We start from the raw sequence: 15,752 nt of genomic DNA, 5'->3' as shown, positions 1-15,752 counted from the left end.
GCATTCCTGAACTAAGATGAATCGAATTCATCCCGGGGCCCGCCATCCATGTTCGCCACGCTACCCGTCACGGCGCTGCGCACCTTCGAGGCCGCCGCCAGGCTGCGCAGTTTCAAGCTGGCCGCGGCCGAGCTTGCCGTCACCGCGACGGCGGTTTCGCACCAGGTCAAGGCGCTGGAACGCCATGTGGGCGTGGCGCTGTTCGAACGCGTGCCGCGCGGGGTGCGCCTGACGGACGCCGGCGGCCGATTGTTCGCGCGCGTGCACGGCGCGCTGCTGGACGTGGCCCAGACGCTGGACGACTTGCGGCCGGCGCCGGCCTCGGGCGCGCTGACGGTATCGACCACGCATTCGTTCGCGGCCTTGTGGCTGGTGCCGCGGCTGGGACGTTTCTACGAGGCCCATCCGCAATACCAGCTGCGCCTGAATGCCAGCGCCGAACCGGTGGATCTGCTGCAGGACGCCAGCGTGGACGTGGCGGTGCGCTACAGCCGCCGGCAGTATCCGGGCCTGCATGCCGCCTGCACGCTGCAGGAGCGGTTCGGCGTCTATGGCGCGCCGGCCCTGGTGGCGCGGCAGGGCAGGCGCGCGCCGGCGCTGGTGACCGTGCGCTGGCGCGACTCGCTGTTGTACGAACAGGGCTGGCGGGACTGGTGCGAGGCGGCCGGGCTGCCGGCCTGGCGCCGGCCGGCGGCCGAACACGCCTATGACGAGGAACACTATGCGCTGCAGGCCGCCATCGCCGGGCAGGGCCTGGTGCTGGCCAGCTCGGTGATGGTGTCCGACAGCGTGGACGCGGGCACCCTGGTGGCCTGCCGTCCGCAGGTGCGGGTGGCGGGCGCGGCCTATACGGCGCTGTGCGCGCCGGGGCGCGAACGGCATCCGCCGGTCAAGGCGTTCCTGGCGTGGCTGGGCCGGGAATTCGAGGCCCAGGCATGAGACACGCCTCGCAGCTGATGCGCAGCGGCAGCCTCAGCGGCTACGTCGAACTGGTGCAATCGCTGGGCCGCGACCCCTACGCCTTCATGAAGGCGGTGGGCCTGCAGGCGAAGTTCCTGGACGATCCGGAGATGCTGATTTCGCGGGACGCCGTGCGCGAACTGCTGGAGATCACCGCGCGCGCCACGCGCACGGAAGACCTGGCGCTGCGCCTGGCGGCAAGGCGCAAGCTGTCCGCGCTCGGCCCCATCAGCCTGGTGCTCAGGCAAGCGCCCACGCCGCGCGCCGCCATCGACACCCTGTGCCGCTATCTGCGGCTGGTGAACGCCTCGCTGATCATCCGCGTCGAAGACGCGGGCAACGTGATCGTGCTGCGCGAGGATCTGCTGCCCACGCCCGGACTGGCGATGCGCCAGTCGGTGGAGCTGGCCGTGGGCACGCTGTTTCGCATCCTCAGCGAACTGATCGGGCCGCGCTGGCAGCCGCTGGACGTCTGTTTCACGCATCGTCCGCCCAAGGACGTCGCCGCGCATCGCGCCTATTTCCGCCGCGCCGTCAAATTCAACCAGGACTTCAATGGGCTGGTGTGCCTGGCCAGCGACCTGTCCCGCCCGCGCGAGCCGGGAGACCAGGTCGCCGCCGACCTAGCGCGCAAATACCTGGAAGCGGCGCTGACCGATCGCGGCGAGAGCGCCCAGGAGACCTGCCGCCGGGTCATATTGGCGCTGTTGCCCAGCGGCGCGTGCAGCGCGCAGGAAGTGGCGCGCTTCCTGCACGTCGACCGGCGCACGCTGCACCGCCGGCTCGAAGCGGAAGGGCTGAGCTTCAGCCGGCTGCTCGACCAGGTGCGCTCGGACCTGGCCAGGCACCATCTGCGCGAGAGCGACCTGCCGCTGGGCGAGGTGGCGGAGCTGCTGGGTTTCGCCCGCGCCAGCAGCTTCAGCCACTGGTTCCGCGGCCTGTTCGGCTGCAGCGCCACCGAGTGGAGCAAGCAGGCCGGGTCCATGTCCCAAAAAAGCAAACTTGTGTCCCAGAAAAGCAAGTGAGCGCGCAGCGTCCGGCAGATACTTATGCCCACAGGACAGGCATTGCGCAGCGCGCATCCGTCCGACATAAGAAAGCACAGGAGACGGACATGAGACTGCAGCGATTTGCACGGCCCGCCGTGGCCTTGATCGGATGGTCGCTGGCGTTCAGCGCCTGGGCGCTGGGCGGCAAGCCCTTGCGGGTCATCGTCCCGGGACAGCCGGGCGGCACGATAGACATCGCCGCCCGCGTGATCGGGCAGCAGATGTCCGCGGACACCGGCCGGCCCGTGGTCATCGAGAACCGTCCCGGCGCGACCGGCTCGATAGGCCTGAGCGCCATGCTGAAGGCCGATCCCGACGGCGACACCATCGCGCTCGGGCCGAACAACATGCTGGTCGAGGCGCCGCAGGTGATGAAGGTGCCTTACGACCCGCTGGGCGATATCGTCACCATCGCCCGGGTGGCGTTCACCAGCTATGCGCTGGTGAGTTCGGCAGACTATCCGGCCAAGGATTTCCCGAGCCTGGTCGAGCACCTGAAGACGCGCAAGGGCAAGTCTTCTTTCGCCAGCTACGGCACGGGCACGGTGTCGCAGTACTCCGGGCTGATCTTCAGCAGCCAGGCCGGGCTGGACATGCAGCACGTGGCCTACCTGGGATCGCCGCAGGCCCTGCAGGACGTGATCGGCGGGCAGGTCGACGTGATGTTCGACGGCATGGTGACGTCCCTGCCGCTGATCAAGAGCGGCCGGCTGCGCGCCTATGCCGTCGCCGGAAAGAACCGGTCCAGGTATTTTCCCGAGGTGCCGACGATGAGCGAGCTGGGCTACCCCGAAATCCAGTTCCAGGGCCAGGTGTGCTTCTACGGTTCCAGCAAGCTGCCGCCCGAGGTACTGGCCAGGCTCCAGGCCATCGTCAGCAAGGCGGCCAGCGCGCCCACGGTGCAGCAGAAGCTCGGCGACGTGGGCCTGGAGCCCGACGTGAGCACCGATACGGCCGCGCTGCTGGCCGAAAACCGGCAGCTGTTCCAGCGCAACGCCGCCATCGTCAAGAAGTTCGACATCCGGGCGAACTGACCCGCCCGCACCGTTTCCCACGCGACACGGGCGCGCCTGCGCGCGCCGGCACGGCCGCGCACGCCCGGCGCCGCAACCCTTCCATTTCCACCCCAGCGGAGCATCCAGCCATGAATTTCCTAGACGGCCATCTGTATCCCGAAAACCAGCAGCCCCTGATCATCACCGCCGCGCCTTACGCGCCGGGCTGGATTCCTTCGGACTTTCCCGAAGACATTCCGGTCACGATGGAAGAGCAGATCCAGAAGGCGGTGGACTGCTACGAAGCCGGCGCCACCGTGCTGCACCTGCACGTGCGCGAAGCCAACGGCAAGGGCAGCAAGCGCCTGTCCATGTTCAACGAACTGATCGCCGGCGTGCGCGAGGCCGTGCCCGAGATGATCATCCAGGTCGGCGGCTCCATCAGCTTCGCGCCCGAGGAAGGGCAGGCGGCCAAGTGGCTCAGCGACGACACCCGCCACATGCTGGCCGAACTCGATCCCAGGCCCGACCAGGTCACGGTGACCGTCAACACCACGCAGATGAACGTCACCGAACATGCCGGCGTCGATGACTTCAGGGGCGTTTCGCGCGGCTTTCCGGAGCTGTATTCGACCTACAAGGACATGATCGTGCCCTCCAATCCCAGCTGGGCCGAGGAGCACATCCGGCGCCTGACGGCGGCGGGCATCCAGAGCGAGTTCCAGGTCTACAACATCAACAGCTTCGAGACGATCGAGCGCATGATCCGCCGCGGCGTCTACAAGGGTCCGCTGGTGATGAACTGGGTCGCCATCAGCGGCGGCATGGACCAGGCCAACATCTACAACCTGGCCAACATGCTGCGCGCCGTGCCCGACGGCGCGGTGGTCACGGTGGAGAGCTCGGTGCTGAACGTGCTGCCCATCAACATGATCGGCATCGCCCTGGGCCTGCACGTGCGCTGCGGCATCGAGGACGTGCTGTGGAACCAGACGCGCACGGGCAAGATGAGCTCGGTCGAGCAGATCAGGCAGCTGGTCCGCATCTCCGGCGAATTCGGCCGCCCCATCGCCACCGCGCAGCAGGCGCGCGAGATCATGAAGATCGGCGTGTTCTACGAGACCGCCGACGAGACGCTGCGGGCCAACGGCTTCGCGCCCAACCGCAACGGCGGCAACCAGGGCTTCCTGCGCAAGCCGGACTGAAACCGGGCGGCCGGCCGGTCCGGCCGCGAACCTGAACCACGGGATGGATGAATTATGGCATCGTTGACTCGCAGGCAACTCATACTCGGCGCGACGGCGGCGCTGGCGGCCGGCCTGGTCCGCGCCCAGGGCGCCGGCGAATGGCCCGCGCGGCCGGTCAAGGTAATCGTCCCCGGCGGGCCGGGCGGCGTGCTGGACACGCTGGCGCGCCAGCTCTACGCCCGGCTGCAGGACGCGCTGGGCCAGCCTTTCGTGGTCGAGAACCGGCCCGGCGCGAACGGGCTGATCGGTTCGGCCGCGGTCAAGAACGCGGCGCCGGACGGCTATACGATCCTGCACAGCACGGCCTCGTCCATGGTGATGGCCGAGGCCCTGAATCCCGCCATATCGATCCGGACCTTGCGCGACCTGGAGCCGGTGGCGCTGTCCTCCGTGGGCGGGGTGCTGCTGGTGGTGCATCCGTCGGTGCCGGCCAGGACGCTGCCCGAACTGGTGGCGCTGCTGCGCAGCGATCCCGACAAGTACCCTTCGTACGGAAGCTGGGGCGTGGGCTCGAACGGCCACCTGACGATGGAGTGGCTCAAGCAGCGGGCCGGCCTGCGCATCAATCACGTTCCGTACAAGACTTCGCCTTCCTTGCTCACCAACATCGTGTCGGGCGAGCTGCCGATAGGCTGGGTCGACGTCGTGGCGCCGCTGGGCTTCATCGAGCAGGGCAAGCTGCGGCCCATCGCCCTGACCGGCACGGTGCGCAGCCCCCGGCTGCCCGAGGTGCCGGTGTTGTCCGAGCAGGGCTATCCCTTCACCGCCGCGGGCTGGCAAGGCATTTTCGCGCCCAAGGGCACGCCGCCGGAAATCGTGGAGCGCCTGCACGCCGTCATCAACCGCGAACAGGTGCAGCCGGCGTTCAGGCAGGCGCTGCTGCAGGCCAACGTGCCGCCGGCGCAGGCCGTCAGCCGCGAGGCGTTCGTGCAGACGATAAAGGACGACCTGGCGGCCTGGCGCAAGGTCGTGGTCGACGGCAACATCCAGGCGGATTGAGACAGGCCATGAAGATCGCTTCCCATGCCGAAAAGATCGGCCGCCTGCTGCGGCTGCGCGCCAGGCTCGACCCCCTGGAGGATTTCGAGCTGTGGTACTGGACCGGCCTGACGGCCGGAACCAATATCTGGAACGCCGCGCTGCACGCGGTGGGGCTGACCAGCGAGGACCGTGTTTTCTCGACCATTCCAGGCGTGCACGTGGTGCCGCAGCCCGACGGCGGCTGGCGGCGCGAACTGCGCGGCCCGGGCGACGTCAGCCATGTCGGCTGGCCGGCGATTCCAGGGGAAATGCCCGAGCCCGTGCAGCGCCTGGAAGCCGCGCTGCACGAACTGGAAACCTATCGCGATCCCTGCCTGCGGGGCGACCGCGTTCCGACGCAGGCCATAGTCGATGCCTGCGACGGTGCGCTGTCGGAAGCCATCGCAGTCTATGACGCGCTGGTCCTTCCGGAGGCGCGCAGATGATTCCTGACCATCATCGCGCCAAGGCGCGGCGGATCGAGCGCTCGCTCGCCAAGCTCACCGACGCGGATTGGGAGATCCGCATCGAGGCGGCGATGCTGGCGGCCACGCACTGGGTCAACTACACGCTGCACAGGACTGGCGTCAGCGACGAGTCCGAAGACATGGTGCACGCGTCCATGTGCATGGTGAGCGTGCTGCGCAAGTACCGGCTGGCCGAACCGCTGCTGATCGCGCAGCTCGAAGCGATCGAGGAGCTGCGCCCCTTGCACGTGCGCGGCGACATGGAAGGCGGCGCCGGCGCTGCGGCCAGGGCGCTGGAACTGCTCGACGCGATAGGAACGCGGGCGCGTGCGCTGTGATCCGGCGCCGGATTGACGGGTCCGGGAGCCGCTTCTAATATCGTCCGACATTGCGCGGCGGCCTCGCCGCGACCCTGGCGGCGCACCGTGAACCGATTCCATGAAATGACCGTATTCCTGGCGGTGGCCGAGGCGCAGAGCTTCGCCGCCGCCGCCCGGCGCCTGGAGATGTCGGCGCCCAGCGTCACACGCAGCGTGGCGGCGCTGGAGCGGCGGCTGGGCGCCTTGCTGCTGGTGCGCACCACGCGCAGCCTGCGCCTGACCGAGGCCGGCCAGCGCTATGCCGCGGACTGCCGCCGCATCCTCGAAGAGGTGGAGCAGGCCGATGACGCCGCGGCCGGCGCCATGGCCGCCCCGCGCGGCGCGCTCAGCATCACCGCGCCGGCCCTGTTCGGCGAGCTGCACGTGATGCCGGCGGTGCTGGGCTATCTGCGCGCGCACCGCGCAGTCTCGGTGCGCACGCTGCTGGTGGACCGCGTGGTCAATCTGCTCGACGAAGGCGTGGACGTGGCGGTGCGCATCGGCGCCTTGCCCGATTCGTCGCTGACCGCCGTGCAGGTGGGCGAGGTGCGCCGCGTGGTGTGCGCCGCGCCCGCGTTCCTGCGCGAACATGGCGCGCCGCGCGATCCGGACGAGCTGCAGCGCTATTGCACCATCACCGCGGCGATGGAAGGGCGCGGGCCGCAATGGCGCTTCCTGCAGGACGGCCAGCCCAGGCGCGTGCGGGTCGATTCGCAGCTGACGGTCACCTCGTTCCAGGCCGCGGTGCTGGCGGCCCGCGAGGGCTGGGGCCTGACGCAGGTGGTGTCCTACCAGGTCGCGCGCCACCTGGCCAGCGGCGAACTGGAAGTGGTGCTGCGCGACTTCGAACTGCCGCCCTTGCCGGTGCACGTGGTGTATCCGGAAGGCCGCAAGAGTTCGGCCAAGGTGCGCAGCTTCGTCGATTTCTGCGTCGAGGCCCTGCGCCGCGACCTGGCCGCGCTGCCGGCCTAGCCGCATATTCTTTCACCGCCTGCAAGAGTGTCTTGCCGCGGCCGGCCGTTCCCCCGCGGCCGGCGCGGGGCCAAGATGGGCCTGTCTCCAGTCCCCATTGAAGAAACCTCATGCAGACCGCCCAGCCTTCCATCCTGACGTTCTACAGCTTTCCGCTGTCCGGCCATGCCCATCGCGTGGCGCTCATGCTGTCCCTGCTCGATGTGCCGCACCGGACGGTCGACGTGGACCTGCGCGGCGGCGAACACAAGCGCCCCGCGTTCCTGGCGCTCAATCCGTTCGGCCAGGTGCCGGTGATCGATGACGGCGGCGTGGTGGTGGCGGACTCCACCGCGATCCTGGTCTACCTGGCCAGGCGCTACGGAGGCCAGGCCTGGCTGCCCGAGGACGCCGCCGGCGCGGCCGCGGTGCAGCGCTGGCTGTCGGTCGCTTCCGGGCCGCTGGCCGCCGGTCCCGCCGCAGCGCGCCTGGTGACGCTGTTCGGTGCGCCCTACGACGTGGACAGCACGCTGGCGCGCGCCCATGCCTTGCTGGCGGTCATGGACCGCGAGCTGGCCGGCCGCGACTTTCTGGCCGGCGCGGCGCCCTCGATCGCGGACGTCGCCTGCTATGCCTATGTGGCGCATGCGCCCGAGGGCAATGTGTCGCTGGACAGCTATGCGGCGCTGCGGGCCTGGCTGCGCCGCATCGAAGGCCTGCCGCGCTTCGTGCCCATGGCTTGCTCGCCGGTGGGCCTGCTGGCCGCGTGATGGCAGGGAGCGCAATCATGACCATCGCTTCGACGCCTGCCGCAACGCCGTCGCCCTGGCATGCCGGCGAAACCCTGCTGCAACGCCACGCCGGCGTGGCCGAACGCATGCAGCAGACCGGGCCCAAGGTCATCCGCAACTACATGCCGGACCAGCACCGCGAATTCTTCGCGCAGCTGCCGTTCCTGGTGGCCGGCGCGGTGGACGGGCAGGGCGATCCCTGGGCCGGCGTGCTGGAGGGGCCGCCCGGCTTCGCGGTCTCGCCCGATCCGCGCGTGCTGCGCGTCTGCGCCACGCCCGACGCCGACGATCCGCTGCTGGCCGGCCTGGGACCGGACCGGCCGGTGGGCGTGCTGGGCATCGAGCTGCACACGCGCCGGCGCAACCGGGTCAACGGCCGCATTTCGGCCTGGGACGGCAAGCGTTTCGAGATCGCGGTGGCGCAGTCCTTCGGCAACTGCCCCAAGTACATACAGGCCCGCGACTTCCATTTCTCCCGTTCTCCGGCGCTGCGTTTCGCCGGCGCGCCGCGCGAGCGCGACGGGCTGGACGCCGCCGCCCGCGCGCTGATCGCGCGGTCCGACACCCTGTTCGTGGCCAGCTACGTCGACGCCGGCGAGCGCGCCGTGGACGTGTCGCACCGCGGCGGCAAGCCGGGCTTCGTGCGGGTGGAGGGCAATGTGCTGACCATCCCGGATTTCTCGGGCAACCGCTACTTCAACACCTTGGGCAACATGGTGCTGAACCCGCGCGCCGGGCTGCTGTTCATCGACTTCGAGCGCGGCGACGTGCTGCAGCTGGCCGGACGCGCCGAAGTGATCCTGGACAGCCCCGAGGTCGCGCGGTTCGAGGGCGCCGAACGGCTGTGGCGGGTGCACGCGCGCCGCGTGGCATTCCGTCCGGGCGCGCTGGCCCTGCGCTGGCGTTTCGAGGCCTATTCGCCGGCCTCTCTGGCGACCGGGCAGTGGGCCGGAGCCTAGGCATCCGTCTTCTGTACCACGGTGTCTTCCGGGCCGATCGGGCGGCCGTCCTGCGCGCGCACTTCCAGCCGGCGCACGGGCTGGCCGCGCTTGCGGTCGATCAGCAGCGAGTGGGGCTCGGCGGGGCCGTAATAGTGGTCTTCGCCCCATTGGCGCAGGCCGACGATCACCGGGAACAGCGCACGGCCTTTTTCCGTGAGCACGTATTCCTGGTAGGCGCTGCCGTCGGAGGCGGGGGCCGCGGCCAGGATATCGTGCGCGGTCAGCGTGCGCAGGCGGTCGCTGAGGATGTTCTTGGCCACGCCCAGGCTTTTCTGGAATTCGCCGAAGCGGCGCAGCCCGTCGAAGGCGTCGCGCACGATCAATAGCGACCACCAGTCGCCGATGGCGTCCAGGGAGCGCGCCACCGGGCAGGCGGCGCCTTCGAAACTCGTGCGTTTGACCATGCCGATTCCTCGCGCAGGAAAAATAATGGTTGCATTATAAAACCTTGAATCCTAGTATTCTGGTTTTGTAATGAAACCAAAAGGAATCGCCATGTCCGACGACTCTCCCATGCCGCGTTCGCTGGTGCTGCTGCTTGCGGTGGCCTGCGCCCTGAGCGTGGCCAACGTGTATTACGCGCAGCCGCTGCTGGACGCCATCGGCCGCGAGTTCGGCCTGTCCGAGGCGGCGGTGGGCGTGGTGGTGACGGCCACGCAGCTGGGCTGCGCGCTGGCGCTGCTGTTCGTGGTGCCGCTGGGCGACCTGCTGGACCGCCGTCGCCTGATGATCGGCCAGCTCGGGCTGCTGGCGCTGGCGCTGGCGGCCGTGGCGGTCGCGCCTGCCGCGCCCTGGCTGCTGGCCGGCATGGTCGCGCTGGGCCTGCTGGGCACGGCGATGACGCAGGGCCTGCTGGCGCTGTCGGCGGCGCTGGCCGCACCGGGCGAACGCGGCCGCGTGGTCGGGGCCGCGCAGGGCGGCGTGGTGACCGGGCTGTTGCTGGCCCGGGTGCTGGCCGGCGTGGTGGCCGACGCCTGGGGCTGGCGCGCGGTGTACCTGGTGTCGGCCGCGCTGGCGGCGGCGCTTGCGGTGGTGCTGGCCTATCGCCTGCCGCGCCGCCGCCTGCCCACGGTGGACCTGGGCTACTGGGCGCTGCTGCGTTCGCTGTACGACTTGCTCGCGTCAGAGCGCGTGCTGCGCGTGCGCGGCACGATCGCGATGCTGATGTTCGCCGCCTTCAGCGCGTTCTGGACCGCGCTGGTGCTGCCCTTGAGCGCGCCGCCCCATTCGCTGACGCATACGGCGGTGGGCGCCTTCGGGCTGGTGGGCGTGGTCGGCGTGCTGATGGCCGCCGGCGCCGGCCGGCTGGCCGATCGCGGGCTGGGCGAGCGCACCACGGCGGCGGGCCTGGCGCTGTTGTGCCTGTCGTGGGCGCCGATCGCATTGCTGGAACACAGCCTGTGGCTGCTGGCGCTGGGCGTGCTGGTCCTGGACGTGGCCTTGCAGGCGCTGCACGTCACCAACCAGGCCATGATTTTCGGCATCAGCGCCCAGGCGCACAGCCGCCTGGTGGGCGGCTACATGATGTTCTACGCCGCCGGCAGCGGCCTGGGCTCGATCGCCTCGACCGCGATATACGCGCAGGCCGGATGGCCGGGCGTCTGCGCGCTGGGCGCGGCGATCAGCCTGGCGGCGCTGGCGTTCTGGGCACTGACGCTGCCGCGTCAGGCGGCGCAACGCCCCTACGCCTGCCGTCACGGCAAGGCGTAATCCTTCGACCCCAGCACCACCGCCGCCAGCCCCGGCGCCTGGCTCAGCTTGTGCAGCGCATAGCATTGCGCCGTGGCGATCTTGGCGTCGTGGAACGCCGGGTCTTCGTCGCGGTGGGCCAGGCTGGCGAGCAGGGCGCGCGCCATCTGCCAGCCGGCCAGGGTGGTGCCGGCCAGCAGCAGGTAGGGCACGGCGGCGCCGAACACCGCGTTGGGATGGCTGGCGGCGTTGGCCAGCACGAAATCGACGGCGTCGGACAGCGCCGCGCTGGCCCGGCGCAGGGGCGCGAGCATGCGGGCCGCGGCGGGATCGCCGCTGGCCTCCAGCGCCGCTTCGGTCTGGCGGACTTCGGCCAGCAGGGCGCGGGCGACGGCGCCGCCGTCGCGCAGGGTCTTGCGGCCCACCAGGTCGTTGGCCTGGATCGCGGTGGTGCCTTCGTAGATGGTGAGGATGCGGGCGTCGCGGTAGTACTGCGCGGCGCCGGTTTCCTCGATGAAGCCCATGCCGCCATGCACCTGCACGCCGAGGCTGGCCACGTCGATCGACATCTCGGTGCACCAGCCCTTGACGATGGGAACCAGGAATTCCTGGACCGCCAGGTGGCGCTTGCGCGCTTCGGCGTCGGGGCTGGCGTGGGCCAGGTCGGCATGGCCGGCAGTGACGTAGGCCAGCGCGCGGCCGGCCTCGGTCAGCGCGCGCATGGTGCCCAGCATGCGGCGCACGTCGGGGTGCTGGATGATGGGCACGGCCTCGCGCGAGGAGCCGTCCACCGGCCGGCTCTGCACGCGCTCGGCGGCATAGGCCTGCGCATGCTGATAGGCGCGGTCGGCGACGGCGATGCCCTGCACGCCGACGGCGTAGCGGGCGGCGTTCATCATGATGAACATGGCGTCCAGGCCGCGGTTTTCCTGGCCCACCAGATAGCCCACCGCGCCGCCGGCGTCGCCGAACTGCAGGGTCGCGGTGGGGCTGGCCTTGATGCCCAGCTTGTGCTCGATCGACACGCATTGCACGTCGTTGCGCGCGCCCAGCGTGCCGTCCTCGTTGACCAGGAACTTGGGCACTAGGAAAAGCGAAATGCCCTTGACCCCTTCGGGCGCGTCGGGCAGGCGGGCCAGCACCAGGTGCACGATGTTCTCGGCGAGATCATGTTCGCCATAGGTGATGAAGATCTTGGTGCCGGAAATCCGGTAGGTGCCGTCGTCCGCAGGCTGCGCGCGAGAGCGGATCATGGCCAGGTCGGAGCCGGCCTGCGGCTCGGTCAGGTTCATGGTCCCGGTCCAGCGGCCTTCGATCATGGGGCCGATGTAGCGCTCGCGCAGCTCGGGCGAGCCGGCGGTCAGCAGCGCCTCGATCGCGCCGTTGGTCAGCAGCGGGCACAGCGCGAAAGACAGGTTGGCGGCGTTGAGCATCTCGGAGCAGGGCGAGCCCAGCAGCCCCGGCAGGCCCTGGCCGCCGTACTCGACCGGATGGGTCATGCCCTGCCAGCCGGCTTCGGCGTACTGGCGGAAGGCCTGCTTGAAGCCGGGCGAGGTGGTCACCGCGCCGTCGCGCCAGGCGCTGGGCTCGCGGTCGGCCGGCTGGTTCAGCGGCGCCAGCACGTCGCCGGCGTAGCGCGCGGATTCCTCCAGCACGGCCTGCACGGTGTCGGGCGTGGCTTCCTCGAAGCCGGGCAGGGCGGCCACCTGGGGCAGGCCGGCCAGGCGGTTCAGCACGAACAGCATGTCTTTCACGGGGGCTTGGTACGTCATTGCGTTGGCGCTCCTGGATGGGGTGTGGTCAGGCCGTCTTGCCCGGGGCGGCCAGGTCGATGGCCGAGGTCGCGCCCACGGCGGCGCGCAGTTCGAACTTCTGGATCTTGCCGGTGGAGGTCTTGGGCAGTTCGCCGAAGCGCACCGCGCGCGGGACCTTGAAGCCCGGCAGCAGGCTTCTGCAATGCGCGATGATTTCCTCGGCGGTGGCGCTGCAGCCGGGCTTGAGCTCGATGAAGGCGCACGGGGTTTCGCCCCACTTGGGATCGGGCATGGCCACCACCGCGGCCGCGGCCACCGCGGGATGGCGGTAGAGCGCGTCCTCGACTTCGATGCTGGAGATGTTCTCGCCGCCCGAGATGATGATGTCCTTGCTGCGGTCCTTGATGCGGACGTAGCCGTCGGCCGTCATCACGCCGAGGTCGCCGGTGTGGAACCAGCCGCCGGCGAACGCGGCGTCGGTGGCGCGCTCGTTCTTCAGGTAGCCCTTCATGCAGATGTTGCCGCGGAACATGACTTCGCCCACGGTCTGCTCGTCGGGCGGCACCGGTTCCATGGTTTCCGGGTCGCGCACCGACACGCCGGCCTGCAGGTGATAGCGCACGCCCTGGCGGGCGGTGAGCAGCGCGCGCTGCTCGTCTTCCAGCGCGTCCCAGGCGTCCTGGCGCGCGCACACGGCCGCCGGGCCGTAGACCTCGGTCAGGCCGTAGACGTGGGTCAGCTCGAAACCGATGTCGCGCATCTTGGCGATGACGGCCGGCGCCGGCGCCGCGCCGGCGACCATGGTGCGCACGGTGTGCCGGATGCCCGCCCGCATTTCGGCCGGCGCGTTGGCCAGCGCGCTTTGCACGATGGGCGCGCCGCAGTAATGGGTCACGCCTTCGTCGCGGATCAGGTCGAACACCATCTTGGGGTCGACCTTGCGCAGACAGACGTTGACGCCCGCGCGCGCGGCCACCGTCCACGGGAAACACCAGCCGTTGCAATGGAACATGGGCAGGGTCCACAGATAGACCGGATGCTTGGGCATGTCCCATTCGAGGATGTTGCTGACCGCGTTGAGATAGGCGCCGCGGTAGTGGTAGACCACGCCCTTGGGATCGCCGGTGGTGCCGGACGTGTAGTTCAGCGCGATGGCGTCCCATTCGTCGGCCGGCGGCTGCCAGTCGTAGCGCGCCGGCGCGGCGGCCAGGAAGTCTTCGTAGTCGATCGCGCCGGGCAGGGCGGCGGGCGCGCTCTCCAGGTCGTGCACCGAAATCAGTTTCAGGTGGGGATACTCGGCCACGGCGCGGCGCGCGACCTCGGCGTATTCCGTGTCCACGATCAGCGCCCGGGCCTCGCCGTGGCCCAGCATGAACAGCACGCTGGGAATGTCCAGCCGCGTGTTCAGGGTGTTGAGCACCGCGCCCAGCATGGGCACGCCGAAGTGGGCCTCGACCATGGCGGGGATGTTGGGCAGCATGACCGCGACCGTATCGCCGCGCCGGACGCCGGCCTGCTCCAGCGCGCCGGCCAGGCGCTGCGCGCGTTCGTAGGTCTGGGCCCAGTTGCGCCGCACCTTGCCGTGGACCACGGCCAGGCGCTGCCCATACACTTCGGCGGCGCGGGCGATGAAATCCACCGGCGTCAGGGGCGTGTAATTGGCCTCGCGGCGCGCGAGGCCGTGCTCGTACATGCTGCTCATGCTTGTCTCCTGTCGGATGCGGAAGGCACCCGGATATTCTTTGCGCGGAGGGCGTTTGTTCCGCTTCGCTTGCTAGAGCTTATCGGCGGCCGGAAAATGCAGTCTGTCACCTGCATGACAGACCCATCCCGAGTTTTACACGGATCTTCCCATGTCCGACGTTTCAAACATCGTTTCCGCCGAAGAACCGGCGCCGTTGTTCGCCGCCTGCGCCTGGTTCGGCGCGCTGCAGGCCGAACACCAGGAGCTGGTCCTGGCGAGCTCGCGCGCCGAGCGCGTGGACGCCGGCGCCTGGATCGCGCGGCGCAACGCGCCCTCGGATTACTGGCTGGGCGTGCATACGGGCCTGCTCAAACTGGCCATCTACAACGAGTCGGGGCGCAGCTGTACGTTTTCGGGCGTGCCGCCGGGCGGCTGGTTCGGCGAGGGCAGCGTGATCAAGCGCGAATTGCGCAAGTACGACGTGGTGGCCATCCAGCCCTCGCTGGTGCTGCTGGTGCCGGCGGCGACCTTCCACGCGCTGCTGGCGGCCAGCCTGCCGTTTTCGCATTTCGTCATCGGCCAGCTGAACGACCGCATGGGCGAATTCATCGCCTCCATCCAGAACCACCGCCTGCTGGACGCGGACGCGCGGGTGGCGCAGTCGCTGGCGCAGTTGTTCAATCCGCGGCTGTATCCGTCCACCGACCTGACCCTGGCGATTTCGCAGGAGGAGCTGGGCTATCTCACCGGCCTGTCGCGCCAGCGGGTCAACCAGGCGCTGCAGGCCCTGGCCGACCAGGACATGCTGGCGCTGGCCTACAACCAGATCAAGGTGCTGGACCTGGAGCGCCTGCGCCAGTACGGGCTGGAGCAGATCTGAGCGCGCGGGCCAGCGCGGCGCGCGCCAGGATGCGGGTGGAGTCCAGCGTGGGCAGCGCGCAATTGGCGTCGTCCAGCACCAGCGGCAGTTCGGTGCAGCCCAGCACCACGGCGTCGCAGCCGGCCGCGCGCAGGCGCTCGACCACGGCTTGCAGCCGCGCCACCGATTCGGGCTTGAAGACGCCGTACACCAGTTCGTCCATGATGATGCGGCCCACCAGCGCGCGGTCCTGCGGTTCGGGGCGCAGCCATTGCAGCCCGCGTTCGTCCAGCTTGTCCGGGTAGACCTCGCTGTCGGCCAGCCAGCGCGTGCCCAGGATGCCGAGGCGGCGGTGGCCGCGCGCCTGCGCCTGGGCGGCGACTTCCGCGGCGATGTGCAGCCAGGGCAGCGGCGAGCGCGCCAATATCGGGTCCAGCGCCTGGTGGATGGTGTTGTCGGGGCAGATCAGGAAATCGGCGCCGGCGCGCGCCAGCTTGTGCGCCGAGGACAGCATCAGCGCGCCCACGCCGTCCAGGTCGCCGCGGTCCAGGCAGGCCACGTAGTCGGCCAGCGAATGCGTATGCAGCGAGATCTCGGGGTGCGCGTGCGGACCCAGGCGCTGCGCGCCTTCGGCGCACAGCGTGCGATAGCACAGCGCCGCGCCTTCCGCCGAGCAGGCCACGATGCCGATATGCAAGGGGGCGGAGTTGTCGCTTGCGGTCACCATGCGGTCGGCTCCTTGTAGAGGGACGGGAAGAGGCTGCGCCATCGTAAATGGCGCAGAAGGGTAGAAATGACCTTTAAGGAGTTATTTATACCCTTATGTATCACGGTAAAAAAAACCCGATAAATCACAATCCATTGATTTAAAGGGAAATTTTTCTGGCACGGAATTCGCATATAGGAGCGTACCCAAAAACCGCAAC

General features: G+C 69.5%; 16 protein-coding genes. 12 read left to right on the top strand and 4 right to left on the bottom strand.

The window, feature by feature from the left end; translation table 11 throughout:
• Positions 1–48: 48 nt before the first annotated feature.
• The 10 genes from C1I89_RS04540 to C1I89_RS04495 all read left to right on the top strand — a co-directional run bounded on the left by C1I89_RS04540 (position 49) and on the right by C1I89_RS04495 (position 8,798).
• Positions 49–939 carry a LysR substrate-binding domain-containing protein gene (locus tag C1I89_RS04540; RefSeq protein WP_102771566.1) on the top strand — a complete coding sequence of 297 codons (891 nt, stop codon included), beginning with the start codon at positions 49–51 and terminating at the stop codon, positions 937–939.
• On the top strand, positions 936–1,985 hold the full coding sequence (locus tag C1I89_RS04535) for an AraC family transcriptional regulator (protein WP_102771565.1): 1,050 nt from the start codon (positions 936–938) through the stop codon (positions 1,983–1,985). Before C1I89_RS04540 ends, C1I89_RS04535 begins: the two co-directional genes overlap by 4 nt.
• A gap of 89 nt (positions 1,986–2,074) precedes the next feature.
• Complete coding sequence (locus C1I89_RS04530) at positions 2,075–3,043, top strand: tripartite tricarboxylate transporter substrate binding protein (protein ID WP_102771564.1); 969 nt, start codon at positions 2,075–2,077, stop codon at positions 3,041–3,043.
• 110 nt (positions 3,044–3,153) lie between these two features.
• On the top strand, positions 3,154–4,209 hold the full coding sequence (locus tag C1I89_RS04525) for a 3-keto-5-aminohexanoate cleavage protein (protein ID WP_102771563.1): 1,056 nt from the start codon (positions 3,154–3,156) through the stop codon (positions 4,207–4,209).
• A 54-nt stretch (positions 4,210–4,263) separates the two neighbouring features.
• A complete protein-coding gene (locus C1I89_RS04520) occupies positions 4,264–5,250 on the top strand; it encodes a Bug family tripartite tricarboxylate transporter substrate binding protein (protein ID WP_102771562.1) in 987 nt (328 codons plus the stop codon).
• An 8-nt stretch (positions 5,251–5,258) separates the two neighbouring features.
• Entirely contained in the window at positions 5,259–5,717 is a 459-nt protein-coding gene (locus tag C1I89_RS04515; RefSeq protein ID WP_102771561.1) for a hypothetical protein, read from the top strand.
• The gene (locus tag C1I89_RS04510) at positions 5,714–6,076 is read left to right on the top strand and encodes a hypothetical protein (RefSeq protein ID WP_102771560.1); all 363 of its coding nucleotides are present in this window, start codon (positions 5,714–5,716) and stop codon (positions 6,074–6,076) included. Before C1I89_RS04515 ends, C1I89_RS04510 begins: the two co-directional genes overlap by 4 nt.
• A 105-nt stretch (positions 6,077–6,181) precedes the next feature.
• Positions 6,182–7,069 carry a LysR family transcriptional regulator gene (locus C1I89_RS04505; protein WP_102771559.1) on the top strand — a complete coding sequence of 296 codons (888 nt, stop codon included), beginning with the start codon at positions 6,182–6,184 and terminating at the stop codon, positions 7,067–7,069.
• A gap of 110 nt (positions 7,070–7,179) precedes the next feature.
• Positions 7,180–7,818, top strand: coding sequence for a glutathione S-transferase family protein (locus C1I89_RS04500; RefSeq protein ID WP_102771558.1), 639 nt, complete (start codon positions 7,180–7,182; stop codon positions 7,816–7,818).
• A 17-nt stretch (positions 7,819–7,835) separates the two neighbouring features.
• Complete coding sequence (locus C1I89_RS04495; protein ID WP_102771557.1) at positions 7,836–8,798, top strand: pyridoxamine 5'-phosphate oxidase family protein; 963 nt, start codon at positions 7,836–7,838, stop codon at positions 8,796–8,798.
• Here the strand turns inward: C1I89_RS04495 and C1I89_RS04490 are convergent.
• Positions 8,795–9,244 (bottom strand): winged helix-turn-helix transcriptional regulator, encoded by a 450-nt coding sequence (locus C1I89_RS04490; RefSeq protein WP_102771556.1) that lies wholly within the window; start codon positions 9,242–9,244, stop codon positions 8,795–8,797. The two genes, C1I89_RS04495 and C1I89_RS04490, sit on opposite strands and share 4 nt — an antisense overlap.
• 91 nt (positions 9,245–9,335) lie before the next feature.
• Between C1I89_RS04490 and C1I89_RS04485 the strand changes: the two genes are divergently transcribed.
• Positions 9,336–10,550: an MFS transporter gene (locus C1I89_RS04485; RefSeq protein ID WP_258231329.1), complete on the top strand. Its 1,215-nt coding sequence runs from the start codon at positions 9,336–9,338 to the stop codon at positions 10,548–10,550.
• Here the strand turns inward: C1I89_RS04485 and C1I89_RS04480 are convergent.
• Together C1I89_RS04480 and C1I89_RS04475 are read right to left on the bottom strand one after the other, a co-directional pair.
• A complete protein-coding gene (locus C1I89_RS04480) occupies positions 10,535–12,301 on the bottom strand; it encodes an acyl-CoA dehydrogenase (protein WP_102771555.1) in 1,767 nt (588 codons plus the stop codon). The genes C1I89_RS04485 and C1I89_RS04480 overlap by 16 nt on opposite strands.
• A 28-nt stretch (positions 12,302–12,329) precedes the next feature.
• Positions 12,330–13,985: an acyl-CoA synthetase gene (locus C1I89_RS04475; RefSeq protein WP_102771554.1), complete on the bottom strand. Its 1,656-nt coding sequence runs from the start codon at positions 13,983–13,985 to the stop codon at positions 12,330–12,332.
• Between the two features lie 151 nt (positions 13,986–14,136).
• On the opposite strand from C1I89_RS04475, the gene C1I89_RS04470 reads away from it, so the two are divergent.
• A complete protein-coding gene (locus tag C1I89_RS04470) occupies positions 14,137–14,847 on the top strand; it encodes a Crp/Fnr family transcriptional regulator (RefSeq protein ID WP_102771553.1) in 711 nt (236 codons plus the stop codon).
• On the opposite strand, the gene C1I89_RS04465 is transcribed toward C1I89_RS04470, so the two are convergent.
• Positions 14,795–15,553: an aspartate/glutamate racemase family protein gene (locus C1I89_RS04465; protein ID WP_102771552.1), complete on the bottom strand. Its 759-nt coding sequence runs from the start codon at positions 15,551–15,553 to the stop codon at positions 14,795–14,797. The genes C1I89_RS04470 and C1I89_RS04465 overlap by 53 nt on opposite strands.
• Positions 15,554–15,752 lie beyond the last annotated feature (199 nt).

It is taken from the genome of Achromobacter pulmonis, from assembly GCF_002885955.2.
Lineage (GTDB): Bacteria > Pseudomonadota > Gammaproteobacteria > Burkholderiales > Burkholderiaceae_B > Achromobacter > Achromobacter pulmonis_A.
The sequence above is the reverse complement of the archived record's forward strand: the minus strand, read 5'-3'. Positions and strand labels throughout refer to the sequence as shown.